Annotated in this window: 22 protein-coding genes; 8 read left to right on the top strand and 14 right to left on the bottom strand. The window is 65.1% G+C overall.

Annotation, left to right across the window (positions count from 1 at the left end; all coding sequences use genetic code 11):
• The first annotated feature begins 25 nt into the window (after positions 1–25).
• The gene (gene pmbA, locus NOV72_RS28450; RefSeq protein ID WP_106857860.1) at positions 26–1,396 is read left to right on the top strand and encodes a metalloprotease PmbA; all 1,371 of its coding nucleotides are present in this window, start codon (positions 26–28) and stop codon (positions 1,394–1,396) included.
• A 49-nt stretch (positions 1,397–1,445) separates the two neighbouring features.
• On the opposite strand, the gene NOV72_RS28445 is transcribed toward pmbA, so the two are convergent.
• Both NOV72_RS28445 and NOV72_RS32900 read right to left on the bottom strand, forming a co-directional pair.
• Entirely contained in the window at positions 1,446–1,943 is a 498-nt protein-coding gene (locus tag NOV72_RS28445) for a dihydrofolate reductase (protein ID WP_106857859.1), read from the bottom strand.
• An 88-nt stretch (positions 1,944–2,031) separates the two neighbouring features.
• On the bottom strand, positions 2,032–2,460 hold the full coding sequence (locus tag NOV72_RS32900; RefSeq protein WP_245933190.1) for a hypothetical protein: 429 nt from the start codon (positions 2,458–2,460) through the stop codon (positions 2,032–2,034).
• Positions 2,461–2,884: 424 nt separating this feature from the next.
• Between NOV72_RS32900 and NOV72_RS28435 the strand changes: the two genes are divergently transcribed.
• Positions 2,885–4,264, top strand: coding sequence for a sigma-54 dependent transcriptional regulator (locus tag NOV72_RS28435; RefSeq protein WP_035503252.1), 1,380 nt, complete (start codon positions 2,885–2,887; stop codon positions 4,262–4,264).
• Between the two features lie 152 nt (positions 4,265–4,416).
• Positions 4,417–5,388, top strand: coding sequence for a thymidylate synthase (locus NOV72_RS28430; RefSeq protein WP_106857857.1), 972 nt, complete (start codon positions 4,417–4,419; stop codon positions 5,386–5,388).
• 74 nt (positions 5,389–5,462) lie between these two features.
• Here the strand turns inward: NOV72_RS28430 and NOV72_RS28425 are convergent, their stop codons facing one another.
• Both NOV72_RS28425 and NOV72_RS28420 read right to left on the bottom strand, forming a co-directional pair.
• Positions 5,463–7,439, bottom strand: a complete 1,977-nt coding sequence (locus NOV72_RS28425) for a DUF6600 domain-containing protein (RefSeq protein WP_106857872.1) — start codon at positions 7,437–7,439, stop codon at positions 5,463–5,465.
• Positions 7,440–7,574: 135 nt separating this feature from the next.
• The gene (locus NOV72_RS28420; RefSeq protein WP_106857856.1) at positions 7,575–8,324 is read right to left on the bottom strand and encodes an ArsR/SmtB family transcription factor; all 750 of its coding nucleotides are present in this window, start codon (positions 8,322–8,324) and stop codon (positions 7,575–7,577) included.
• Between the two features lie 144 nt (positions 8,325–8,468).
• On the opposite strand from NOV72_RS28420, the gene NOV72_RS32460 reads away from it, so the two are divergent.
• Together NOV72_RS32460 and NOV72_RS28415 are read left to right on the top strand one after the other, a co-directional pair.
• On the top strand, positions 8,469–8,612 hold the full coding sequence (locus tag NOV72_RS32460) for a hypothetical protein (protein WP_181291178.1): 144 nt from the start codon (positions 8,469–8,471) through the stop codon (positions 8,610–8,612).
• Between the two features lie 51 nt (positions 8,613–8,663).
• Entirely contained in the window at positions 8,664–9,185 is a 522-nt protein-coding gene (locus tag NOV72_RS28415) for an acyl-CoA thioesterase (RefSeq protein ID WP_106857855.1), read from the top strand.
• A 27-nt stretch (positions 9,186–9,212) separates the two neighbouring features.
• Here the strand turns inward: NOV72_RS28415 and fumC are convergent, their stop codons facing one another.
• The 4 genes from fumC to NOV72_RS28395 form a co-directional block, all read right to left on the bottom strand.
• A complete protein-coding gene (fumC, locus tag NOV72_RS28410) occupies positions 9,213–10,616 on the bottom strand; it encodes a class II fumarate hydratase (protein ID WP_106857854.1) in 1,404 nt (467 codons plus the stop codon).
• 26 nt (positions 10,617–10,642) lie between these two features.
• On the bottom strand, positions 10,643–12,304 hold the full coding sequence (locus NOV72_RS28405) for a phospholipase D family protein (RefSeq protein WP_106857853.1): 1,662 nt from the start codon (positions 12,302–12,304) through the stop codon (positions 10,643–10,645).
• A gap of 334 nt (positions 12,305–12,638) precedes the next feature.
• The gene (locus tag NOV72_RS28400; protein ID WP_106857852.1) at positions 12,639–14,087 is read right to left on the bottom strand and encodes an MATE family efflux transporter; all 1,449 of its coding nucleotides are present in this window, start codon (positions 14,085–14,087) and stop codon (positions 12,639–12,641) included.
• A 238-nt stretch (positions 14,088–14,325) separates the two neighbouring features.
• Positions 14,326–14,547: an RNA-binding S4 domain-containing protein gene (locus NOV72_RS28395; RefSeq protein WP_106857851.1), complete on the bottom strand. Its 222-nt coding sequence runs from the start codon at positions 14,545–14,547 to the stop codon at positions 14,326–14,328.
• A 294-nt stretch (positions 14,548–14,841) separates the two neighbouring features.
• Between NOV72_RS28395 and NOV72_RS28390 the strand changes: the two genes are divergently transcribed.
• The 3 genes from NOV72_RS28390 (at position 14,842) to NOV72_RS28380 (ending at position 17,870) form a co-directional block, all read left to right on the top strand.
• Positions 14,842–15,282 carry a hypothetical protein gene (locus NOV72_RS28390; RefSeq protein WP_106857850.1) on the top strand — a complete coding sequence of 147 codons (441 nt, stop codon included), beginning with the start codon at positions 14,842–14,844 and terminating at the stop codon, positions 15,280–15,282.
• A gap of 59 nt (positions 15,283–15,341) precedes the next feature.
• Positions 15,342–15,599: a hypothetical protein gene (locus tag NOV72_RS28385; protein WP_106857849.1), complete on the top strand. Its 258-nt coding sequence runs from the start codon at positions 15,342–15,344 to the stop codon at positions 15,597–15,599.
• A 147-nt stretch (positions 15,600–15,746) separates the two neighbouring features.
• Positions 15,747–17,870 (top strand): ATP-dependent helicase, encoded by a 2,124-nt coding sequence (locus tag NOV72_RS28380; RefSeq protein ID WP_106857848.1) that lies wholly within the window; start codon positions 15,747–15,749, stop codon positions 17,868–17,870.
• Here the strand turns inward: NOV72_RS28380 and NOV72_RS28375 are convergent.
• The 6 genes from NOV72_RS28375 to NOV72_RS28350 all read right to left on the bottom strand — a co-directional run bounded on the left by NOV72_RS28375 (position 17,867) and on the right by NOV72_RS28350 (position 22,390).
• Entirely contained in the window at positions 17,867–18,631 is a 765-nt protein-coding gene (locus tag NOV72_RS28375) for a DUF4088 family protein (RefSeq protein ID WP_106857847.1), read from the bottom strand. The two genes, NOV72_RS28380 and NOV72_RS28375, sit on opposite strands and share 4 nt — an antisense overlap.
• Positions 18,632–18,796: 165 nt before the next feature.
• Positions 18,797–19,120, bottom strand: a complete 324-nt coding sequence (locus NOV72_RS28370; RefSeq protein ID WP_106857846.1) for an AzlD domain-containing protein — start codon at positions 19,118–19,120, stop codon at positions 18,797–18,799.
• Entirely contained in the window at positions 19,117–19,806 is a 690-nt protein-coding gene (locus NOV72_RS28365) for an AzlC family ABC transporter permease (RefSeq protein ID WP_245933192.1), read from the bottom strand. Before NOV72_RS28365 ends, NOV72_RS28370 begins: the two co-directional genes overlap by 4 nt.
• 172 nt (positions 19,807–19,978) lie before the next feature.
• Entirely contained in the window at positions 19,979–20,800 is an 822-nt protein-coding gene (locus tag NOV72_RS28360; RefSeq protein ID WP_106857845.1) for a helix-turn-helix transcriptional regulator, read from the bottom strand.
• A gap of 74 nt (positions 20,801–20,874) precedes the next feature.
• Positions 20,875–21,351 (bottom strand): CreA family protein, encoded by a 477-nt coding sequence (locus NOV72_RS28355; protein WP_106857844.1) that lies wholly within the window; start codon positions 21,349–21,351, stop codon positions 20,875–20,877.
• A 295-nt stretch (positions 21,352–21,646) separates the two neighbouring features.
• Entirely contained in the window at positions 21,647–22,390 is a 744-nt protein-coding gene (locus NOV72_RS28350; protein ID WP_106857843.1) for a FadR/GntR family transcriptional regulator, read from the bottom strand.
• Positions 22,391–22,441 lie beyond the last annotated feature (51 nt).

Raw genomic sequence — 22,441 nt, 5'->3', positions numbered from 1 at the left:
GCCCGACTTCCAAAGGCAACCCAAAATGGCAGCAGACATGGACGTCAAGCAACGCTACTTCCCGCATACGCAGGACGAACTCAAGGAGATCGCCTCCGACATCCTGCGTTACGCGAAGGAACTCGGCGCGAGCGATGCCGCCACCGAGATCTCCGAAGGCGACGGCCTGTCCGTGAGCGTGCGGCGCGGCGAAGTCGAGACGATCGAGCACAATCGCGACAAGATGGTTGGCGTGACCGTTTTCATCGGCAAGAAGCGCGGCAACGCGAGCACCGCCGACTTCACGCGCGACGCGCTGCGCGACACGGTCGCCGCGGCGTATAACATCGCGCGCTTCACGGCCGAGGACAGCGCGGCGGGCCTCGCCGAAGCGGACCTGCTCGAAAAGGCACCGCAGGATCTCGATCTCTATCATCCGTGGGACATCGACGCGGAAGAAGCGGCCGAGATCGCGCGCCGGGCGGAAGCCGCCGCGTTCGCCGTCGACAAGCGCGTGACCAACTCGGAAGGCGCGAGCGTCTCCGCGCAGCATTCGCAATTCGTGCTCGCCACTTCACGCGGCTTCATGGCGGGATATCCGTACTCGCGGCATTACATCGCGTGCGCGCCGATCGCGGCGGCGGGCCGCGACATGCAGCGCGACGACTGGTACACCTCCAAACGCGACGCCACCGGTCTCGCCGCGCCCGAAGCGGTCGGCCGTTACGCCGCCGAGCGCGCGCTCGCCCGCCTCGGCGCGAAGAGTCTCGACACGCGCAAATGCCGCGTGCTCTTCGAAGCCCCGCTCGCGGCGGGCATTCTCGGCGCCTTCGTGCAGGCGGTGAGCGGCGGCGCGCTGTATCGCAAGACCACGTTCCTCGTCGACAGCCTCGGCAAGCCGGTGTTCGCGCCGCATATCCAGATCGTGGAAGATCCGCACGTGAAGGGCGGCATGGGCAGCGCGCCGTTCGACGAGGAAGGCGTGCGCACGCAGCGCCGCAGCGTGGTGGAAGATGGCGTCGTGCAGGGCTATTTCCTGTCGACGTACTCGGCGCGCAAGCTCGGCATGCAGACCACCGGCAACGCGGGCGGCTCGCACAATCTGACGATGAAAAGCACGCACACGAAACCCGGCGACGACTTCGAAGCGATGCTGAAGAAGCTCGGCACCGGCCTGCTCTTGACCGAACTGATGGGGCAGGGCGTGAACTACGTGACGGGCGATTACTCGCGCGGCGCGTCGGGCTTCTGGGTGGAGGACGGCAAGATCGTGCACGCCGTCGAGGAAATCACCGTGGCGAGCACCTTGCAGGAGATGTTCCGCCACGTCGAAGCGATCGGCGCGGATACCGTCGTGCGCGGCACGAAGGAAATCGGCTCGGTGCTGATCGAACGGATGACTGTCGCGGGGCAATGATCCGCGTCCGCTGAAAGACGAAGGCTCCGGAGCGCATCCGGAGCCTTTTTCATTCCGAAGCCGCGATGCGCTCGTAGGTCACGAACGCGAACGCGAAATCGTTCGGCGACGCCGCGCGATGCGGCTCGCGCGACACTTCGCGCCACAGTTCCGGATCGGGTGCGGGAAAGCGCGTGTCGCCGTCGAAATCGGCGTCGATCTCGGTGACGATCATCTTGTCGGCACGCCCGACTGCATCGCGATACAACTGCGCGCCGCCGATCAGAAACGCTTCCTTCGCCGGCTCGAGCGCGAGCGCCGCTTCGAGGCTCGTCACGACGTCGCAGCCTTCGTAGCGCCGCGCGGCATCGCGCGACACGACGATATTGCGTCGCCCCGGCAGCGGCCGGCCGATCGATTCATGCGTCTTGCGGCCCATGATGATGGGCGCGCCCATCGTCGTGCGCTTGAAGAATGCGAGGTCTTCGGGCAGGCGCCAGGGCAGTTGGTTGTCGCGTCCGATCACGCCATTGCGCGCGCGGGCGACGATCAGGGTCAGCGTCGTCATGTGAAGGAAGTCGAGGCAAAAAGGCGCGCGGGCCGCGCCATCGGGCCTCGATTCTAACCGACGCGTCCGGCCCAAACCGGCATCGGACTTACGTCTCGGGCGACTCGTCGTCGAGCGGCGGCGCGTGAGCCGACGCGGGCGCGATCTCGTCCCATAGCATCACGCTGACGCCTGTGCCCGTCGGGCGACTGGCGTGCCGCCGTGCGTCGCCGGATTCGTCCGCTTCGTCACGGTTTTGTTGCGCGTCGACTGTTTCATCGCGCCGGTATGAACTATCACGTGCCATCGTAACGACATAACCCAAGGTAACTATTCCCGGAAAGTGAATATCCGGAAATAAAGTAATCGCCCGGCCGGTATGAACGATTAAGCTGAAGATGAATGCAGGGTGAATATGAACGCTCGTTCTACATACAGTATTTCTTACTTCCGGCCGAATCGGAGTCGAGCGAATTGTGTGCCAAGTGTCGGAAAGCTTTGCCGCGCAAAGGGCAACAAAAACGAAACGCAGGCGCACCGCAGAAACTTTCGCGAAAACGTTTCACCGCTGAAACATGAAGGCAGAAAAACATGAAGTTCTCGCGAATCCGGTATAAGATTTTGTCTTATTAAATTGTGCGCAAAGTTTTTAATAATCGTGTGAGAAATTCTTGACAGGCCCGTTCTATCAAGGTTTTGTGGCTAATCCGGCGGTTCCCGCGATATTTGTTTTCGGGCTTTCTGGGTTATAGTAGTCTCTCAAAAACGGCACACAATCAGACATAAAGGGTTTCGTGGAAGAGTGCGTAGTGTGTCGCGCTGTGTCCCGGGGGCGTCGTATCGAATGGCAAGTCCCTCTCCAGGCGTTTGAGAGAAACGTGCGAGGGCAACGAAGTCCGCGATGTAGTGCGAGCCTGAACTACGTGACCTTTTCAACGAATGTTGAACAAAGGATCTGAATAATGGACGTCGCTCGGCGGCAACTCATCTATGTGACTCGCGATCCAAGCGAGACGCTGTGCGCGCGATTCGAGGAGCGTGGCTGGCATATCGAAATCGTCGCGAGCGCGCGCGACACGCGCAAGGCATTGCGCAGCGATCTGGCGACCGGGGGGCTGCTGGATCTGTCGAGTCATTTCGAATCTCATGAACTGGCGGCGTTCGAATCGTCGCTGACGATGACCAACGTGGGCTGGGTCGCGGCCACCGTCGCCGGACAACTGGAGGACGCCGCCGTGCGGCGCCTCATTCGCGACTACTGCTTCGATTACGTGACGCTGCCGACGTCGAACGACCGCATCGTCGATTCCGTCGGGCATGCGTACGGCATGGTTTCGTTGCACGACGCCGCGTCGCACGATGCGCGCAGCGAGGGCCGCGCCGAAGGCGAGATGGTCGGTTCGTGCGACGCGATGCTCGCGCTCTTTCGCTCGATCCGCAAAGTCGCGATGACCGACGCGCCCGTGTTCATCTCGGGCGAATCGGGCACTGGCAAGGAACTGACGGCCGTCGCCATTCACGAGCGGTCCGCGCGGCGCGATCAGCCGTTCGTCGCGATCAATTGCGGCGCGATTCCCGCGCATCTGCTGCAATCGGAGCTCTTCGGCTACGAACGCGGCGCATTCACGGGCGCGAACCAGCGCAAGATCGGCCGCGTCGAAGCGGCCAACGGCGGCACGCTATTCCTCGACGAAATCGGCGATCTGCCGCTCGAAAGCCAGGCGAGCCTGTTGCGCTTCCTGCAGGAACGCAAGGTGGAGCGCCTGGGCGGTCACGGCTCGACGCCGGTCGATGTGCGCATCATCTCGGCGACGCACGTCGACATGCAGACCGCGATGATCGAAGGGCGTTTTCGCGCGGACTTATATCACCGGCTGTGCGTGCTGCAGATCGACGAGCCGCCGCTGCGCGCGCGCGGCAAGGACATCGAACTGCTCGCGAAGCATATGCTCGACCGCTTCAAGAAGGACGCGAGCCGGCGTCTGCGCGGTTTTTCGCCGGATGCGATCGCCGCGATTCACAACTACGGCTGGCCGGGCAACGTGCGCGAGCTCATCAACCGCGTGCGGCGCGCGATCGTGATGTCGGAAGGGCGGCAGATCACCGCGCGCGATCTCGAACTCGGCGAGTATGTCGAAGTGGCGCCGGTTTCACTCGCGCAGGCGCGCGAAGCGGCCGAGCGGCAGGCGATCGAACTCGCGCTGCTGCGCCATCGCGGGCGTCTTGGCGACGCGGCGCACGAACTGGGCATTTCGCGCGTGACGCTGTATCGGCTGTTGAGCGCGCACGGGATGCGCCACATCGAGGTCGATGCGCCGTCGGAGCATGCCACGCGCGGCTGAGCGCACGCCGCGCAAACCAGCCACCGGACGGGCGCTTGCGGGCGCCCGTTTTTCGTGGTGACACACTACGCGCCGGCCGCCGCCGCTTGGTAGAATCCCGTCTTTACGCCTTCCGTTCGCGAGGGCGCGCGGCATACCCCAGGGAACATCGAATGAAACAGTATCTCGAGCTCGTCCAGACGATTCTCGATACCGGCACTTGGCAGGAAAACCGCACGGGCATCCGCACGATCAGCATCCCCGGCGCGATGCTGCGCTTCGACTTGCAGCAGGGCTTTCCGGCCGTTACGACGAAGAAGCTCGCGTTCAAATCCGCGATCGGCGAGCTGGTGGGCTTTCTGCGGGCGTCGAAGAGCGCGGCGGACTTCCGCGCGCTCGGCTGCAAGGTCTGGGACGCCAACGCGAACGAGAATCCGCAATGGCTCGAGAATCCGTACCGGCAAGGCCCGGACGATCTCGGCGACGTCTACGGCGTGCAATGGCGCAAATGGCCCGCGTACAAGCTCGTCGATGCCAGCGCGGGCGACCAGATTGCCGACGCCACCAATCGCGGCTTCCAGGTCGTGACGAGCTTCGTCGAGAATGGAAGCGAGCAGGTGCTGCTCTACAAGGCAATCGACCAGTTGCGCCAGTGTCTCGACACGATCATCGAGCGCCCGACCGACCGCCGCATTCTGTTTCATGCATGGAATCCGGCGAAACTCGACGAAATCGCGCTGCCGGCGTGCCATCTGCTGTATCAGTTCCTCCCGAACGCGGTGACGCGCGAGATTTCGCTGTGTCTGTACATCCGCAGCAACGATGTCGGGCTCGGCACGCCGTTCAATCTGACCGAAGGCGCGGCGCTGCTGCATCTCGTGGGCCGGCTGACCGGATTCAAGCCGCGCTGGTTCACGTATTTCATCGGCGATGCGCACATCTACGAGAATCAGCTCGACATGCTGAACGAGCAACTGAAGCGCGAGCCGTTGCCGTCGCCGCAGTTGATCATCTCCGACCGCGTGCCGGACTACGCGGTCACGAAGCGTTACGAGCCGGAATGGCTGGAAAAAATCGAGCCGAAGGATTTCGCGCTGGAAGGCTACAAACATCACGAGCCGCTCACGGCGCCGATGGCGGTTTGAGCGAGCTTTTCGGTTCTGCGTGCGAAAACGCGCGGCTTCGGCCGCGCGTTTTGCGTTTACCGTCGTGTATTCCTTCAGCCGCGATGACGATCGTTGCCGCCGCCGTGTTGCGGCTGCTGGGCCTGTTGAGGCTGCTGACGGGGTTCCTGATGCGGCTGCTGCGGCTGATGGGATTCCTGATGCGGCTGCGGCGGCTGACGCACTTCCTGATGCATCGGCTGATGCTGTGGCTCGGGATGGAACTGGGGCCGCTGCGCTTCCTGCTGCGGACGAGGCTGCGGCATCTCGCGACGCGGCGCCTCGACGTGCGCCGGGCGATACGGCTCGGGCCGCTGCTGTTGCTGTTGCTGTTGCTGCGCGGGCGGCGCGTGTTGGGCGAACGCGGGTTGCATCGGTGGATTGGGTGCGCCGTGCTCGACGTGAGGCGCGTGGTCGAGCGTCGGTTGCTGTGGCTGCGGCGCGTGCGGTCCGTTCCGGACATCGCGCACATGCGGGTGAGGGACGCCGTTCTCACGAGGCTGCATCGGCTGCGCGATGACCGAACGCGCCGGCCCATGCGTCGCCACGAGATGCACCTGTTCATTTCGCGCGCCGGGGCCGTGTGCATCGTGGAAAGCGGGCGGCGCGACCGGCGTGCGCGTCGCGACCACCGGACGCCCGAATCCGCCCTGTGGCGGCCGATAATCCGCGCGCCGCGCACCGGGCGCAACACTGTCATGCGTCGGCGCGATGCCCGGCGCACCCGCGAAGAAACGCGGATTGCGCCAGCGCGACGGATCGACCGCATACGGCTGACGTCCGACCGGCTGACCATGCACGAACATGTTCGCCGGCACGGCCGTGAGCCCCCGTGGCGCGCGATAGTTGACGTACGTGTTGTTCACGCGCACCGAGCGGTCGACATACACATTGCGGTTCACGCGCTCGAAATAACGCGGGCTCCAGCCTTCGCGATGCGGCCGCCACGCCTCGCCCGGCCCGAGCGGAAACCACGCGACGCCCGCCGCCGCGATGCCGCCGACCGTCAGCGCGACGTTCCAGTCGACGCCGCTCCCGCCATCGCCGACGAACGCGACGAGCGCCGGCGAATACGCGGGCGGTGCGCTCGCGGCCATCGGGCCGGGCACCCACGCCCACTGCGATCCGACATACGCCCAGCGACCGTAGTGATACGGCGCGAAGCCCCAGGGCGCGTCGTCGATCCAGGTCCAGCCCCACGGATCCTGCCATGCCCAGTGTCCCTGCCGATACGGCGCCCAGTCGGACGAAACCGCGCTCGGCACCCACACCGGCCCGTACGACGGATCGTTGCGCCACGTGCCGTTGGCGTCGAGATCCTGATAGCCGGGAATGTCGCGCGACACGTAGCGTGCCGAAACCGAGCGATCCTCGCCTGCATCGCGGCTCGCGGCCCATTGGTCGAACGCGTCCGGCGCGGGCGCCGCGTTCGCCGAAGCCTGTTGCAGATTCGTGCCCTCGAACGTCATCTGCTGGCCGCCTGCGAGTTGCACCGAGCCGCCGTCGCCATACACGGTGACGCCGCCGCTTCGCACCGTCACCGTCGTCGAACGGCCTTCGGGCGCGACGTCCACGCGCACGTCGCCGGGCGTCGTGATCGCGAGCGCGGCGTTCGGCGTGTCGATCTCATAGCGCGTGCCGGGCGGCAGTTCGCGCACGCGCGTCGACAGCGTGCCCTGCGCGACTTTGAGTTGCGCGGTGTCGTCGTCGAGGGCGAGGACCGACAGCGCCGTCGATGAACCCAGCCGCACCGCCGTCGAGCCGATGTGCAGTTCCGAGCGCGCGTTTTCGTCGTTCCAGAGCTGATCGCCGGTCGTGAGCGGGCGGTTGATCTGCGCGTAGGACCAGTCGGACGCGCCCGCGGGCTCGGTCGTCACGGCGCCCGCCATGTAGTTCAGGCGCGCGATGCGTCCGGGCGGATCGCCCTGGCCCGCTTGCGCGGCCTCGGCAGGCGGCGTCTGCGCGAACACGCCATTCCCCGATATCGATACGAGCGCCCACAACGTGGCGGCGGCGATGGTCTTGATTTTCATCGTGTTCTCCGGCGGCCGCGCGTGCGTCGTGTGTGTGACGCTTTCGGTGCGCGAGGCCTGTCGGATCAATGTATCGCCCGGGCGTGTATCCGTACGATGCCGTTTGTAACGGCGCGCAGGTGCGCGTAACAAAGGTTATCGCGCGGACAGAAAGCCTTCGAAATGCCGATGTCCCGCCGGCGTCACGCGCAACACGCGCCGTCTGGCCGTGTGCTCGATCCAGCCATGCGACTCGCACGCTTCGAGAAAAGCCGCGCCGAGCGCGCCGCCCAGATGCGGCCGCCGCTCGCTCCAGTCGATGCACGTGCACGCAAACCGGCGCCGCCGCGCGCGCTGCGCCTTCAGGTCGATGCCGAGTTCGATGAACGCCTGCGCACCTTCCGCCGTCGCGTCGAGCGCGGCGGGGCCGTGCATTTGCGCTTGATCGTCGGCGGGTGCGAGCCAGTTGCGCGCAATCATCCGCTCGAAGATTTGCACCGCGAGTTCCCCCGCGAGATGGTCGTAGCACGTGCGGGCGAAACGCATCTCGACCGGCACGGCGGAAGGCGGGCGTTCCGGCGCGCGCTGCGGCGCGCTTGCCCGCGCGAGATTGGCGAGCGCTTCGATGGCCGCGGCGATATCCGGCGTCGCGATGCGGTAATACCGATGCCGCCCGCTCACTTCGAGCGCGAGCAGCCCGCCTTCTGTCAGACGCGCGAGATGCCCGCTCGCAGCCGACGGCGACAGCCCCGCGATCATCGTCAGTTCGCCGGCGGGGCGCGCGGTGCCGTCCATCAGCGACCACAGCATCGCGGCGCGGCCCGGATCGGCGATGAGCGCGCCGATGCGCGACAGTCCGGGGAAATGACGCACGCGGGATTCGGCGTCGTCGAAAGCGGAGTTCATGGCGATATTCCCATCGGGCGTAGTAATCGACCTGGCCACTCTAGCGCGGCTGCGCATCCGATGTTTCATCGCGCGCCGAAATGTCGATGCACGCAACGCGGCGATAGAATGACCGCTGGCATTTCAGGCGGCAGGGGAATTTCCATGTCCAGATTCATTCTCGCGAGCGTGATCGGCGTCCTCGTGCTCTGTGCGGGTTGCGCGGGCGCGCCGTCGTCATCGGCGGGCGGCGGCGGCAGCATCACGATGTACGGCACCATCGATCAGGGCATTACCGTCCACGATTGAATATTGCCGACCCTATAATCGGCATTCATTTCCGCACCAGACGGGCATCCCATGAATACGCCGACCTCATCTCCCATTCCCGCGGTTTCCAAAAGCCGCGCCGAAACCACTTTTCGCTTTCTCGCCGAGCCGACTTCGGTGAACTTCGGCGGCAAGGTGCACGGCGGCGCGCTGATGAAGTGGATCGACGAAACAGCCTATGCCTGCGCCGCGATGTGGTCCGGGCGCTACGCGGTGACGGTGAGCGTCGGCAATATCCGCTTTCGCCGGCCGATTCTCGTCGGCAATCTCGTGGAACTGCGCGCGCGCGTGGTGACGACGGGGCGCACCAGCATGCACATCCACATTTTCGTGCATGCGGGCGACCCGAAAGTCGGCGAGCTCGAGCAGACGACCGATTGCCTGATGGTTTTCGTCGCCGTCGATGAAAAAGGCCAGCCGACGCCCGTGCCTTCCTTCGTGCCGGAAACGGACGAGGAAAAGCGCCTGGCGAAATACGCGATGGACGTGAAGGATGCGCTCGACGCGATCGTCGAACTGAAGCCGGAAGAGGTGGCGGCGGGAAAGGTCTGATCCCGCCGCGTTGCCCGAAAAACGCGCTTATTTGCCGACCATATCGCCCGGCTTGACCCATTCGTCGAACTGCTGCGCGGTCACGTGACCGAGCGCGAGCGCGGCGGCCTTGAGCGTCGTGCCTTCCTTGTGCGCCTTCTTCGCGATCTGCGCGGCCTTGTCGTAGCCGATATGCGGATTGAGCGCCGTCACGAGCATCAGCGATTCGTTGAGCAGACTGTCGATGCGTTTCTCGTTCGGCTCGATGCCGACCGCGCAGTTGTCGTTGAAGCTTTGCGCGCCGTCCGCGAGCAGGCGGACGGATTGCAGCACGTTATGCGCGATCATCGGCCGGTACACGTTCAGCTCGAAGTTGCCGCTCGCGCCGCCGAAGTTCACCGCGACGTCGTTGCCGAACACCTGGCAGCACAGCATGGTCACGGCTTCGGATTGCGTCGGGTTGACCTTGCCCGGCATGATCGAGCTGCCCGGCTCGTTCTCCGGAATCGACAGTTCTCCGAGCCCGCAGCGCGGCCCGCTCGCGAGCCAGCGGATGTCGTTGGCGATCTTCATCAGGCCCGCGGCGACCGTCTTCAGCGCGCCGTGCGCGGCGACGAGCGCGTCGGCGGCGGCCATCACCTCGAACTTGTTCGGCGCGGTTTCGAAGGGCAGGCCCGTGAGCTTGCCGATCGCCGCCGCGACCTTCACCGCGAATTCCGGATGCGCGTTCAGTCCCGTGCCGACCGCCGTGCCGCCCTGCGCAAGCTGATACAGATGCGGCAGCGTCGCCTCGACGTGTCGGATGCCCTGATCGAGTTGCGCGACGTAACCCGAAAACTCCTGCCCGAGCGTGAGCGGCGTCGCGTCCTGAAGATGCGTGCGGCCGATCTTCACGATCTTGTCGAAGGCTTTCGCCTTTTTTTCGAGCGTATCGCGCAGCGTCTTCAGCGACGGAATCAGATGCTGATGGATCGCCATCGCGGCGGCGACGTGCATCGCCGTCGGGAACACGTCGTTCGACGACTGTCCGCGATTCACGTCGTCGTTCGGATGCACGAGCCGCTCTTCGCCGCGCGGGCCGCCCATGATCTCGCTCGCGCGATTGGCGATCACCTCGTTCAGATTCATGTTGGTCTGCGTGCCCGAGCCGGTCTGCCACACGGCGAGCGGAAATTCATCGGGATGCTTGCCGTCGATGATTTCCTCGGCCGCCTGAACGATCGCCTTCGCCTTCTTCGAGTCGAGCACCTTCAGCCCTTCGTTCACCTCGGCGGCCGCGTGCTTGATGACCGCGAGCGCCGTGATCAGTTCGGGCGACTGCTTTTCCGTCGAAATCTTGAAGTTCTGCAGCGAGCGCTGCGTCTGCGCGCCCCAAAGCTTGTCGTTCGGCACGGCGATTTCGCCGAACGTGTCCTTCTCCATCCGTACGTCGCCCTTCGCATCGTGTGACATGGCGTGAGTTCCCTTACGAAGTTGGATCAAAGCTGCTTGTCGACGGGCAGCAGCATGAAGATGCCCGTCATCGCATTGCGATAAAAACCTGCCTCGGGATCGAAATTGTAGGTGACGAGGCCGCCGTTCGCCTCGGTGGTCCACACGAGGCCGGACTGCGGCGATCCCGTGCGCGATAGCTCCTGCGCGACCGCCGCGCTCGCCAGTTGCACGCGCCAGCTCATCTTCGGCGAGATGCCGTTCGCGAAGAGCTTCGCGGCTTCCTCGGCGATCGGCTGGCTGTGAATCACCAGCGCGAGTTCGGTATTGAGCTTGGCCGAGCGCGGATCGAGATTCATCGAGCCGATCACGAGGATACTCCGATCAATCACATAGGCTTTCGCGTGCAGGCTCGCGCGCGACTGCGAGCCGAACAGACCCGCGCTCGGACTGCTTTCGCCTTCGAGCTGAACCGGCTTGAATTCGTACAGTTCGACGCCGTTTTGCAGCATCGGAATGCGATACGGCGCATAGCCGGCCTGTACGGCGACGGCATCGGTCGCGGCGAGCGAATTGGTCAGCACCGCGACGCGCACATGGCGCTTCGTCAGATCTCCGAGCGCCTTCACGCCCGCGTCGTGCGGCACGAAATAGGGCGAGAGAATCAGGAATTCGCTCCGCGCGTCTTTCAGCAAGTCGATGAGGCGCTGCATCGGCGGGCTCTTGTAGTCGTCGCTCGGATGCTCGATCTTCGACGGCGAATCGACATGAAATTCCGTCGGCGCCCACACGAGACCCATTTCCTCGCGCGAAATCTGCTGCGCGAGCGGCGTCGCGTTGAGCGGCTTCGCGTTCAGCGGATCGGCCTGCTGCCGCCAATGCGCGCGCAGGTCGTCGCGGGTCTTGTCGAGCTCGGACGGATCGAACTTCTGCTTGTTCAGTGCGCGCAGCGGATAGGCGAGCGAACTGTTCCAGTAGTCGTCGAAGCTCGCGGAGATTTTCTGCGTCACCGGGCCGGCGGCGAAAACGTCGAGGTCGCGGAATTGCAGCGTCGGGCTCGCGTTGAAGTATTCGTCGCCGAGATTGCGCCCGCCGACGATCGCAATCTGGTTGTCCGCGATCATCGCCTTGTTGTGCATGCGGCGCGTGAAGTGGCCGAGCTTCGTGAAGACATTCTGCGTGCGCTCCGAAAAACTGCGCTGCGCGCTGCCGAACGGGTTGAACACGCGGATCTCGATCTTGTCGTGCGAGTTGAGCGCCGCCATGATCCGGTCGATGTCCTTGAAGTTCAGATCGTCGACGAGCATGCGCACGCGCACGCCGCGATCCGCCGCATGGAGCGCCGCGCCCAGCAGCAGCTTGCCGGTGTTGTCTTCCTCGGCGATGTAGTACTGCATGTCGAGCGTCTTCGTCGCCGCGCGCGCGAGTGCGATGCGCGCCTGGAGCGCGTCGGTGCCGGTCGGCAGAAGGCGCACGGCCGACTGATCCGGATGCCGCTGCTCGAGCGGCGCGAGCGCGTTCGCGAGCGGCGTCACTTCGCTCGCCGCCAGCGCGTGACTCGCCGGCCGGTCGAATGCCGTCGCGGGCGGGCGCGTCGCGCAGGCGGCGAGCGCCGTCGTCAAAAAGACGATCGCCACGTTGCGCACGGCGGCGCTGAATCTTCGTTCGATGCTGGCGTGTTTCCCGCCACGCTCCGTCACTTCCTCCATCCCCCGGCTTTCCGACACTTCGATTCCTCGTTTTTAGTTGTCGCGATTCGGCACGTTCCGACACTTTCGACGAACGGAGCGGTGAAGCAAGGTGCGTTCTCGCCCCGTTCGTCTCGAAAATATTTTATGGGAAATCGGGAAAAGGTCGGACGGAACGCCGGCGAGCGAGGAAAAACGGAAGCCGGGGACGAAAAAAAGCCCGCTGGTCGAAAGCGGGCTGACAACCCCTGTCACAGATGTCTCAAGGAGGAGACGGGTTCATCGTAGCAATGCGCGCCGCGCGGCCCAACCAAGCATTCGTGCTATGCAAATCGGCGCGCGCGTCGTGCGCTTATCAGACGTGACCGTGCGGCGCGGCGTTCGCGGTATCGGCGTCGTCCGGCTTGGGCGCAACGCCCGTCTCGATGAACCGCCGGCTGATGCGATGAAACCGCAGCGTCATCAGCACGGCGACGCTCGCGAGCCCGGCGGCGAGTCCCCACCACAGGCCCTTCGCGCCAAGCTCGAAGTGGAACGCGAGCACATAGCCGGTCGGAAAGCCGACGCCCCAGTAGCCGAACGCGGCGGCGAGCATCGGGATGCGCGTGTCCTTCAGGCCGCGCAGACAGCCGGAGCCGACCGTCTGCATGCCGTCGACGATCTGGAACACGGCCGCGACGCCGAGCAGCGACGCCGCGAGCGCGACGGTATGCGCGTTGGCGGGATCGTCGAGATGCAGATACAGGCCGACGATCGCGCGCGGCACGGTGATCAGCACGAGCCCCGAGCACATCATGAAGCCGACGCCGAGCGCGAGCGCGACGAAGCCCGCGTGCCGCGCCGCGACCGGCACGCCCGCGCCGACCCAGTAACCGACGCGCACGTTCGCCGCCTGGCCGATCGCGAGCGGCACCATGAACGCGACCGACGCGACGTTGAGCGCGATCTGGTGCGCGGCGAGCGGCGCTTCGCCGAGCAGGCCGACCATCATGCCGGTGGCGAGAAAGAGCGTCGATTCGACGCCGTAGGTGATCGCGACGGGCCAGCCGAGGCCGAAGAGCTCGCCCATCAGCGGCAGGCGCGGACGCGCGCGCACGACGAAATGCCGGTAGCGCGGCCGCAGATGCAGCACCGCGACGAGCGCGATCGCGATGCCCCAGACGGTGATCGTGGTCGCCGCGGCGGAGCCGAGAAAACCTTCGCGCGGCAGGCCGTACGCGCCGTGAATCAGCCCGTAGTTGAGGAAGCCGTTGACGAACACGCCGCCGATCGAAATCCACAAAAGCCTGCGCGCCGCGCCGATCGCGGGCAGGAACGCGCGCATCATTCCGACGCCGATCAGACTGGCAGGCGTTCCCCAGCGCAGCACCGCGCAATATTCGCCGACGTTCTTCGCGAGCGTCGCCGGTTCGTGGAACGCGAGCAGGATCGGCTCGGCGTAGCTCAGCAGCACGAACGCGGGCACGGCGAGCAGCACGGAAAGCATGAGCCCCGTCCAGTAGATGCCCGGCACGCGGTCGTCGGCGTTCGCGCCGCGCGCGTGCGCAACCGACACGGAAACCGACGTCAGCACGCCCTGCAGCAGCGTCACGACGACGAAGAAGAGATTCGCGCCGAGACCGCCGGCCGCGAGCGCGTCGGGGCCGAGCGAGCCGAGCAGGATGGTGTCGGTGACGCCCATCGCCATCTGCGAGAGTTGCGCGATGGCGAGCGGCGCGGCGAGGCGCGCCGTGTCGACGGCGTGTCGCGAGAGGCTCGGCGGTCCTTGATGCGCGCGCGCGGCGCGCGTGACTTGCGATTGCATGGATGCCCGGATGGAAACGAAAAGGCCGCGAGAAGATGCGGCCGGACTGGAACGCGAGGGGGAAAGCGGAGCGCACTGCGAAACGTGCACTGACGGGAAAACCGACGCTACGGACCCGGCGCTGAAACCAGAACGAAAGACGACTAGCTTATTGCGTCGCGTGCGGCATGTCGATGACGCGATCGCTTATAGACGGATTTTCTCAAGCGCGCGGCGCGTGCGCGCAAGTGGCGGCGGGCTACTCGGGCGCGCGCACGTGGATGGTCTCGCCGTCGAGCTTCACCTTCTGGCCCGCGCGGATCTTGCAGGTCTTGCGCATCTCCACTTTGCCGTCGACGGTGACATCGCCCATGGCGACGCGCGCTTTCGCCGAGCCGCCGCTGTCCGCGAGGCCCATCAGCTTGAGCAGATTGTGGAGTTCGACGTAATCGCCCGTGAGGGTGAATTGAAGTGGCGGCATGGGACGGTGAACCGGCAAAGGCCTCCATGATAAACCACGCGCATCGAGTTGCCGGGCATGCGCTGTGCTAACGGATATGGCCGGATCGGTAACCGGAATGCAAGCGAGGCGGCGGGCAAATGTAGCCAGATGAAACCGTCGGTAACAATGACTGGTTTTCGAGAACTCGCCTGATCGTCATCCGGTCCGACCGTTTGATCGATGCAGCTTCGGTCATCTTTCCAATCGACAAAAGTCGCGCGGTTCAATTGCTTTCAGAACGCCGCCGACGCCAACTACAGAGAGGACTAGCCTATGACTCGCGCACGAATTCTTCTGATCGGCTCCGCCATCGCCACGCTCGCCGCTTCGGGCGCCTACGCGCAGACCGCGACGCAGGCCGCGCCGGTGCAAGTGCAGACACAAGCGCAGCCGCAGCCGATGCAGCCGCAGACCATGCAGCCGATGCAGGCCCAGCAGCCGATGACGCCGCCGCAGCAAAACGTCGTCGCGCCCGCGCCGACCGATCCGCTCGTCCAGCGTCGCAACGCGAACGCGCAGGCGAACGCTGAATATCGCGCGTCGAAGAAGGCGTCGAAGGCCGAACTGAAGGCGCAGAACCAGCAGGCCAAGGCGCAATATAAGGAAGAGGTGCAGAACGCGAAGATCAACCGCAAGGCGGACAAGGACGCCGCCAAGGCGGAACTGAACGCGACGGAGCCGGGCACGCCGAAGGACGCGGGCCTGCAGCACTGAGCGTGAAGCGCCGCGAGACCGCGCAGCGGTGCTCGCGGCATCGAAAACGGGAGGACACCATGAATCGAAAAACCAACGCGCTTCTGGCCGCGCTGATCGCCGCCACGTTCGCGAGCGTGAGCGTGGCGTCGTTCGCGCAAACGACATCCGACGCACCGACCGCCGCCGATCAAAAGGCCGCGAAGGAGCAGTCGAAGGCCGACAAGAAGGCTGCCGTCGCGCAAGCCAAGGCCGACAAGAAGAAAACGGAGGCGCAATCCGACGCCAACGAAGCCGCCGCCGACGCCAAGCTGAAGAACGCGAAGAAGGCGGAGTAACACGCGCTTTCGTCGCGATGCGAGCCCGGTTCCCGTGAACCGGGCTCGTTGCATTGGGGGCCAAAAGCGTTGTCGAGCCAAAGACTTGCGCGCGCGGGTTGTATGGATATACAGTGTGCGTCACTCTTTCCCGCCGCTTTTCCTCACGTGCTCACGCTCCCCGACACCGCCGACGCCGCTTCCGAATCCACCGCGAAACAGGTCGCCGACTATCTCGCGAAGCTCAACGAAGCGCAGCGCGAGGCCGTGGAGTTCGGCGTCGATCAACCCGGTCGCGCGGGCGGGCCGCTGCTCGTGATCGCCGGCGCGGGCTCGGGCAAGACCAACACGCTTGCGCATCGCGTCGCGCATCTGCTGGTGAAGGGCGCCGATCCGCATCGCATTCTCCTGCTCACGTTTTCGCGCCGCGCGGCGCTCGAAATGACGCGACGCGTGTCGCGAATCGCGATGAACGCGCTCGGCAAGCGAAGCGCCATCGCGCAGGGGCTGACGTGGTCGGGCACGTTTCACAGCGTCGGCGCGCGGCTTTTGCGCGATTACGCCGATCTCGTCGGGCTCGCGCCGTCGTTCACGATCAACGATCGCGAAGATTCCGCCGATCTCATGAATCTGGTGCGCCACGAACTCGGGTTGTCGTCGAAGGAGAAGCGCTTTCCCGCGAAGTCGACGTGCTTCGCGATCTACTCGCGTGTCGTGAACACGGGCGCGTCGCTCGCCAACGTGCTCGATCAGTCGTATCCGTGGTGCCGCGAATGGGAAGCCGATCTGAAGCGCCTCTTCGCCGCCTACGTCAACGCGAAACAGGCGCAAAGCGTGCTCGATTACGACGACCTCCTGCTCTACTGGTCGCACCTCGCGGCGGAGCCTTCGGTGGCGGCGGATCTCGCGAGCCGCTTCGATCACGTGCTCGTCGACGAATATCAGGACACGAACCGCCTGCAGGCGTCCATCCTGCTCGCGATGAAGCCGGACGGGCGCGGCCTCACGGTCGTCGGCGACGACGCGCAGTCCATCTATTCGTTTCGCGGCGCGACCGTGCGCAACATTCTCGATTTTCCGGGCCATTTCGATCCGCCCGCCGCGACCGTCACGCTCGATCGCAACTATCGCTCGACGTTGCCGATTCTCGAGGCGTCGAACGCGGTGATCGGGCTCGCGTCGGAGCGCTACACGAAGAACCTGTGGACCGACAAGGCCTCGGCGCAGAAGCCGCGCGTCGTGTCCGTCGCCGATGAAGCCGACCAGGCGCGCTATGTCGTCGAGAAAGTGCTCGAAGCGCGCGAGGCGGGCATGAAACTCAAGGCGCAGGCCGTGCTGTTTCGCGCCGCGCATCACAGCGCGACGCTCGAAATCGAGCTCACGCGGCGCAACATTCCGTTCGTGAAGTTCGGCGGACTCAAGTTTCTCGATTCCGTCCACGTGAAGGACGTGCTGGCGGTGTTGCGCTGGGCGGAGAATCCGCGCGACCGCGTCGCGGGTTTTCGCGTCGCGCAGTTGCTGCCGGGCATCGGGCCGGCGATCGCGGGGCGTCTGCTGGATAGCGTCGCGCAAGACGAGGCGCCGCGCGCGATCGCCCGATTTCAGGCGCCCGCGCGCGCCAGCGAAGACTGGCCGCGCTTCGTCGGCCTGATGGCGAAGCTCTGCGGCCGCGAATCCGGCTGGCCGGCGGAGTTCGAAATGATCCGCCGCTGGTACGAGCCGATTCTTTCGCTCAATCACGAGGACGCGGCGATCCGCATCGGCGACGTGCTGCAGATGGAAAGCATCGCGTCGACCTATCCCACGCGCGAGCGCTTTCTCACCGAACTCACGCTCGATCCGCCCGACGCGACGAGCGACGAATCCGGCGTGCCGATGCTCGACGAGGACTATCTGATTCTCTCGACCATCCATTCGGCGAAGGGCCAGGAATGGCGCAACGTGTTCGTGCTGAACGGCGTGGACGGCTGCATCCCGTCCGATCTGGGCACGGGCAGCGACGAAGAAATCGACGAGGAGCGGCGTCTGCTCTACGTGGCGATGACGCGTGCGAAAGAAGACCTGCACATCGTCACGCCGCAGCGGTTCTACGTGCACAACCAGACGCATCTCGGCGACCGGCACGTCTGGGCGCAGCGCACGCGCTTCATCCCGCCGCATCTGATGCCGCACTTCGAAGCGGCCGCCTGGCCGCCGGTGATCGCGCCCGCCGCGCCGACGGCGGCGGGACTCGCGGCGGCCGCGAAGGCGAAGATCGATATCGCGGCGCGCCTGAAGGGAATGTGGGATTAACGCTGCGCGCGTGACGGGCGTGGCGCGCGCGGCGCCGGCGCGAAAATGCTGCGCAGCCAGGCGGCGAAACGCGTGAAGCCGTCGTAAGGCTCTTCGACGAACAGCTCCGGCCGCAGCGAGCGCAGATATTCCAGCACCTGTTGCGCTTCCTGCTTCTGGATCGACCCATAGAAAATGCCGAGCCGCAGCAGGCAGCGCAGTTCGCCGAGCTTCTCGCGCGCGGTGGAACCGATGCTCGTCTCCACGGAAATCTTCATCTCGTACACGCGCTGGCGCAGCGAATCGGCGAGACGCCACGCGGGCGTCTGCATCTTTTCCTCGACTTCGCGGATATCCGCCGCCGCCGATTTGATCTGCGATGCGAGCATGTCCACCTGCGACACGTCGCCTTTCGCCTCGGTGACGATTGCCGTCGCCCACGCGCGCGACGCCGCGATGAGATCCTCGGCGGTCCAGTCGGCGCGGATCGCGAACGCGAATCCATGCTCGGCCGCCTGACGAATCAGGATTTCGACGACATCGGGAAATTCCTTGTCGAGCGCGCGCTTGGCCCACGCGTACTGGCCGTGCGTCAGCATGCGCTGCACCGCCTGCTCGGTGAGCGGCGTGTCGTTGTCGAGCAGCTTTGCGCGCAGGAAGTCCTCGAACGTCGGCGTGACGAACTGCGGATCCAGCTTCAGCGACAGACGCATGAACGCTTCGAAATCGCGCTGCAGCGAAGCGATCGTCTCTTCGCGTAACGAAAGGGTGATTTGACGCATGTTGGTTCCCGGTTCCGCTTCCGGCTGGTCCGGACGCGGGCATTGCTTACGGCGCCGCTCTCAGGGCGGAGTCCATTCGTTTCTGATAACGGCGCAATTTCCGGGAACTTGAGGAATCTTCGGTGCTTTTTGAAAGCCGTTTAACGGCCGATTAATGGAACACGTTTAGCGCAGCACGGCAAACTGCCACGCGAAAAACACCGCCAGCGACACCGCAATCGTCAAAAGCGGCCGTTTCGTGAGCAGGCAGACGACGATCGCCACGATCGCCGCGACGAGCTGCGGATTGCGCCACGTGATCTCGGCGCCGTTGCCGTGCGGCGAGACGGTCATCGGCACGATGATCGCGGTGAGCACGGTCACCGGCACGAAGGAAAGCGCGGTGCGCACGATCGGCGGAAAAGGCAGGCGGTCGCCCAACACGAAGACGGCGGCGCGGATCACATACGTCACGAGCGCCATGCCGACGATCAGCCAGACGTAATTCATTGCGTGCGCTCCTTGACGTTCTTCAGGCGGTTTTTCTCATGCGGACGGTTTTCCATCAGCGTGAGCACCATGCCGACCGCGACACCCACGAACACCGCCGCGAGCAGCCCGAGCTTGTACGGCCAGCCCTGCCACGCGAACGACAGCACGCCCGACGCGAGCGCCGCCGCGACGAAACGCACGGCGACCAGTTGCGGCACGATGATCGCGATGAACGTCGCGACCATCGCGAAGTCGAGGCCGAGCGACTTCAGGCCGGGAAACGCCGCGCCGAACAACAGGCCGGCGAGCGTCCACAACTGCCAGTTCAGATACATCGAGACGCCGGAGCCGAAAAAGTAATGCGGACCGGTCTCGCCCGGCGCGCGCTTCTGATAATGCGCGTAGGCGACGGCGAAGACTTCGTCGGTGAGAAGGCCCGCGAGCGCCCAGCGCCAGCGGCGCGGCAGATGCGCGACATAGGGCGCGAGCGTCGCGGAATAGAGCACGTGACGCAGATTGACGACGAACGTCGTCGCCAGGATGACGGCGAAGCTCGCGTGCGACGCGATCAGCCCGACCGCGATGAACTGCGCGGAGCCCGCGAACACCGCGAGCGACATCAACTGGCCATGCCAGAGCGTGAGCGGACTGGCCGTGACGAGCGTGCCGAAGATCACGCCGAAGGGCGCGGCGCCGATCATCATCGGAATGGTGTCGCGCGCGCCTGCGGCGAATTCGCGCAGCGCGGCGCCGGACGGTTGCGTGGACGATTGAGCGGGTGTTGCTTTCAAGATTTCCTCCTATGGAAGCGAGGATACGCAAGACGCCGGTTCCAATGCTTGTACGTTCTTGCGCTTTCCTGGCTCGCCGAAACGCTCAGCGCCAGCGGCCGGGCGGCACGCCGAACGTGCGCTTGAAATGGCGCGTGAAGTGACTTTGATCGGTGAAGCCGCTCGCCGCCGCGACGTCGGTGACGGACGCGCCCGCGCGCAACGCCGGCAACGCGCGCACGATCCGCAACTGATTGCGCCACGCGTGCGGCGCGAGACCGGTTTCGCGCGTGAAGAGACGCGCCGCGTGGAACGTCGAGAGGCCGACCGTTCGCGCGAGTTCGGCGAGCGTAACCGGTTCGAGCAGATCGTCGGCGAGACGGGATTTCATTGCCTTGACGCGTTGCGCATCGGCGGCGAGCGGCGCGATGCCGGGGCGTTCCTGCGCGTGCCGGCCGAGCAGCGTCGTCACGGCATCGACGAGCGCCAGTTCCGCGGCGAGCGGGTCCGCGCCGTTTTCCAGCAGACGGTGCGCATGCAACAGACGCCGCGCCAGATCGGGATCGCGGATGATGTCGTCGGCAAACCACGGCGACGATTCGCGCCGCCCGGACATGTCGCGCGCGAGGCCTTCGACCAGCGGCACCGGCAGATAGAACACGCGATAGCGCCAGCCCGCATCGACGGCCCGCGCGCCGGTATGCACTTCGCCGGGATTGATCACCGGCACCGAGCCGGCTTCGGCCACGTGATGCGCACCGCGATAGTCGTAGCATTCCGCGCCGGCTTCGATGACGGGCACCGTGTACGCGTCGTGCCAGTGCGGCGAGAATTCGTGATCGTAGTATTCGGCCGTGACCATGTCCGCGTCCGGCACGAGCGGCGAGCGCCAGTAGCGTGCGGCATTGCGGAAACGGTCGGCGTTCATCGTTCGGGAATTCTGAGACAGGCGGAATCGCACAGTTTACAACTTTGCTACGCGCCGGGCCGGACAGTTGGCCGTCACTTCACCGGTATGGTCGTGCCTTCGGGCACCGGCACGGCCGTCACGCTGTTTTTCGGGCTGCCGGTCGCGATGCGGTCGCTGTACGTCAGGTAGACGAGCGTATTGCGCTTTGCATCGACGATGCGCACCACGTGCAGCGTCTTGAAGATGAAGGACATGCCGGCCGAGAACACATCGGTTTTCTGTTTCAGCGGCTCCGCGATCTTGATGGGCCCGACCTGGCGGCAGGCGATCGACGCTTCAGTCGGATCCTCGGCGATGCCGAGCGTGCCTTTCACGCCGCCCGTGCGCGCGCGCGACACGTAGCAGGTGACGCCCTGCACGAGCGGATCGTCGTAAGCGTCGACGCTCACGCGGTCCGATCCGGTAAAGCGGAAATTGGTGTTGACGCTGGCGATTTCCTCAGCGTGCGCGATGCCCGCGCCGAAGAGAGTAGCGAGCGACGCGGCGAGCGCAAGGACGGAGGATTTCATCGTCGACTTCCGGAAAAGAGAAAGGGCGTCGTATTGTATCGACGCCCTTGGCTCTTCGATGCATCTCGCGCTCGCATGCGATCAATGAAAGATCAGATACAGGATCACCAGCACGATGACCGGCACGCCGAGCAACCATCCGAGCAAGTAAGGCATATCGTCCTCCTTCGCGTGTTGTTGTTGACGGTTTCAGTATCGCGACGAACGCCGGCGCCCGTTAGCCGTGCATGTCCGAAATCTGTGTAGGTCTTGTCCTATCGGGACTTTCTCGTTGCTTACAGATTCGTAAGGCGATTCAGGCGACGCGCTTTTTCCGTGCCGCGATATCGGCGTAGAGCGTGCGCACGTAATCGAGATGCGCACCCGCGCACTCGCGCGCCCGCGCGGGGTCACGCGCGACGATCGCATCGAAGATCGCGCGATGCTGCGCCATCAGATTCGCCTCGACTTCGTCGTCGTAATCGACGAGGCGGTGCGAAGTCAGCATCGACTCGCGCACCACTTCGTTGAGGCCGTGCATCACGTGCGTCAGCGCCACGTTGTGCGTCGCGTCCGCGATCGCGAGATGGAACGCGGCATCCTTTTCCGCGATGCGCGTGCTTTTCCCGGCGACGGCGGCTTGCAGCGCATCGAACGCGGCGGCGATGCGCGCGATATCGGCGTCGGTGGCGCGCTCGGCGGCGTAGGCGGTGGACAGCGTTTCGAGGCCGTGGCGCAGTTCGAGCACGTCGGCGCTGGCGTTCGGCTGCTGTTCGAGCAGCGCCGCGAGCGGATGCGACACGAGCGGCGCCGTCACATCCGATATGACGAAACCGCCGCGCCCGGCCGCGCGAATGAAGCCGTCCGATTCCAGCCGGATCAGCGCCTCGCGCAGCGACGGACGCGACACGTTCAACTGGTCCGCCAGATCGCGCTCGGCGGGCAGGCGCTGGCCGGGCAGGAGCGTGCCGTTCGAGATCAGCTCGCGAATCTGGCCGGACACGACATCGGAGAGACGCACGCGGGCGTACGAGTGCGCATGGACGGGCTGAAAACTCATCGTTGGACGTAAAAGCCGGTTGAAAGCTGGTGGATATCCGAGTTTGACACG

It is taken from the genome of Caballeronia novacaledonica (assembly GCF_900258035.1).
Classification (GTDB): domain Bacteria; phylum Pseudomonadota; class Gammaproteobacteria; order Burkholderiales; family Burkholderiaceae; genus Caballeronia; species Caballeronia novacaledonica.
This window is presented reverse-complemented; position numbering and strand designations above follow the sequence as displayed.

Coding starts and splice junctions, on each gene's coding strand:
- NOV72_RS28430 (WP_106857857.1), top strand. CDS start 4,417: ATGAAACAGTATCTCGAGCTCGTCCAGACGATTCTCGATACCGGCACT.
- NOV72_RS28395 (WP_106857851.1), bottom strand. CDS start 14,547: ATGCCGCCACTTCAATTCACCCTCACGGGCGATTACGTCGAACTCCAC.
- NOV72_RS28420 (WP_106857856.1), bottom strand. CDS start 8,324: ATGAACTCCGCTTTCGACGACGCCGAATCCCGCGTGCGTCATTTCCCC.
- NOV72_RS32460 (WP_181291178.1), top strand. CDS start 8,469: ATGTCCAGATTCATTCTCGCGAGCGTGATCGGCGTCCTCGTGCTCTGT.
- NOV72_RS28350 (WP_106857843.1), bottom strand. CDS start 22,390: ATGAGTTTTCAGCCCGTCCATGCGCACTCGTACGCCCGCGTGCGTCTC.
- NOV72_RS28375 (WP_106857847.1), bottom strand. CDS start 18,631: ATGCGTCAAATCACCCTTTCGTTACGCGAAGAGACGATCGCTTCGCTG.
- NOV72_RS28435 (WP_035503252.1), top strand. CDS start 2,885: ATGGACGTCGCTCGGCGGCAACTCATCTATGTGACTCGCGATCCAAGC.
- fumC (WP_106857854.1), bottom strand. CDS start 10,616: ATGTCACACGATGCGAAGGGCGACGTACGGATGGAGAAGGACACGTTC.
- NOV72_RS28365 (WP_245933192.1), bottom strand. CDS start 19,806: ATGATGATCGGCGCCGCGCCCTTCGGCGTGATCTTCGGCACGCTCGTC.
- NOV72_RS28400 (WP_106857852.1), bottom strand. CDS start 14,087: ATGCAATCGCAAGTCACGCGCGCCGCGCGCGCGCATCAAGGACCGCCG.
- NOV72_RS28385 (WP_106857849.1), top strand. CDS start 15,342: ATGAATCGAAAAACCAACGCGCTTCTGGCCGCGCTGATCGCCGCCACG.
- NOV72_RS28445 (WP_106857859.1), bottom strand. CDS start 1,943: ATGACGACGCTGACCCTGATCGTCGCCCGCGCGCGCAATGGCGTGATC.
- NOV72_RS28415 (WP_106857855.1), top strand. CDS start 8,664: ATGAATACGCCGACCTCATCTCCCATTCCCGCGGTTTCCAAAAGCCGC.
- NOV72_RS28370 (WP_106857846.1), bottom strand. CDS start 19,120: ATGAATTACGTCTGGCTGATCGTCGGCATGGCGCTCGTGACGTATGTG.
- NOV72_RS28405 (WP_106857853.1), bottom strand. CDS start 12,304: ATGGAGGAAGTGACGGAGCGTGGCGGGAAACACGCCAGCATCGAACGA.
- NOV72_RS28425 (WP_106857872.1), bottom strand. CDS start 7,439: ATGAAAATCAAGACCATCGCCGCCGCCACGTTGTGGGCGCTCGTATCG.
- NOV72_RS28360 (WP_106857845.1), bottom strand. CDS start 20,800: ATGAACGCCGACCGTTTCCGCAATGCCGCACGCTACTGGCGCTCGCCG.
- pmbA (WP_106857860.1), top strand. CDS start 26: ATGGCAGCAGACATGGACGTCAAGCAACGCTACTTCCCGCATACGCAG.
- NOV72_RS28355 (WP_106857844.1), bottom strand. CDS start 21,351: ATGAAATCCTCCGTCCTTGCGCTCGCCGCGTCGCTCGCTACTCTCTTC.
- NOV72_RS28390 (WP_106857850.1), top strand. CDS start 14,842: ATGACTCGCGCACGAATTCTTCTGATCGGCTCCGCCATCGCCACGCTC.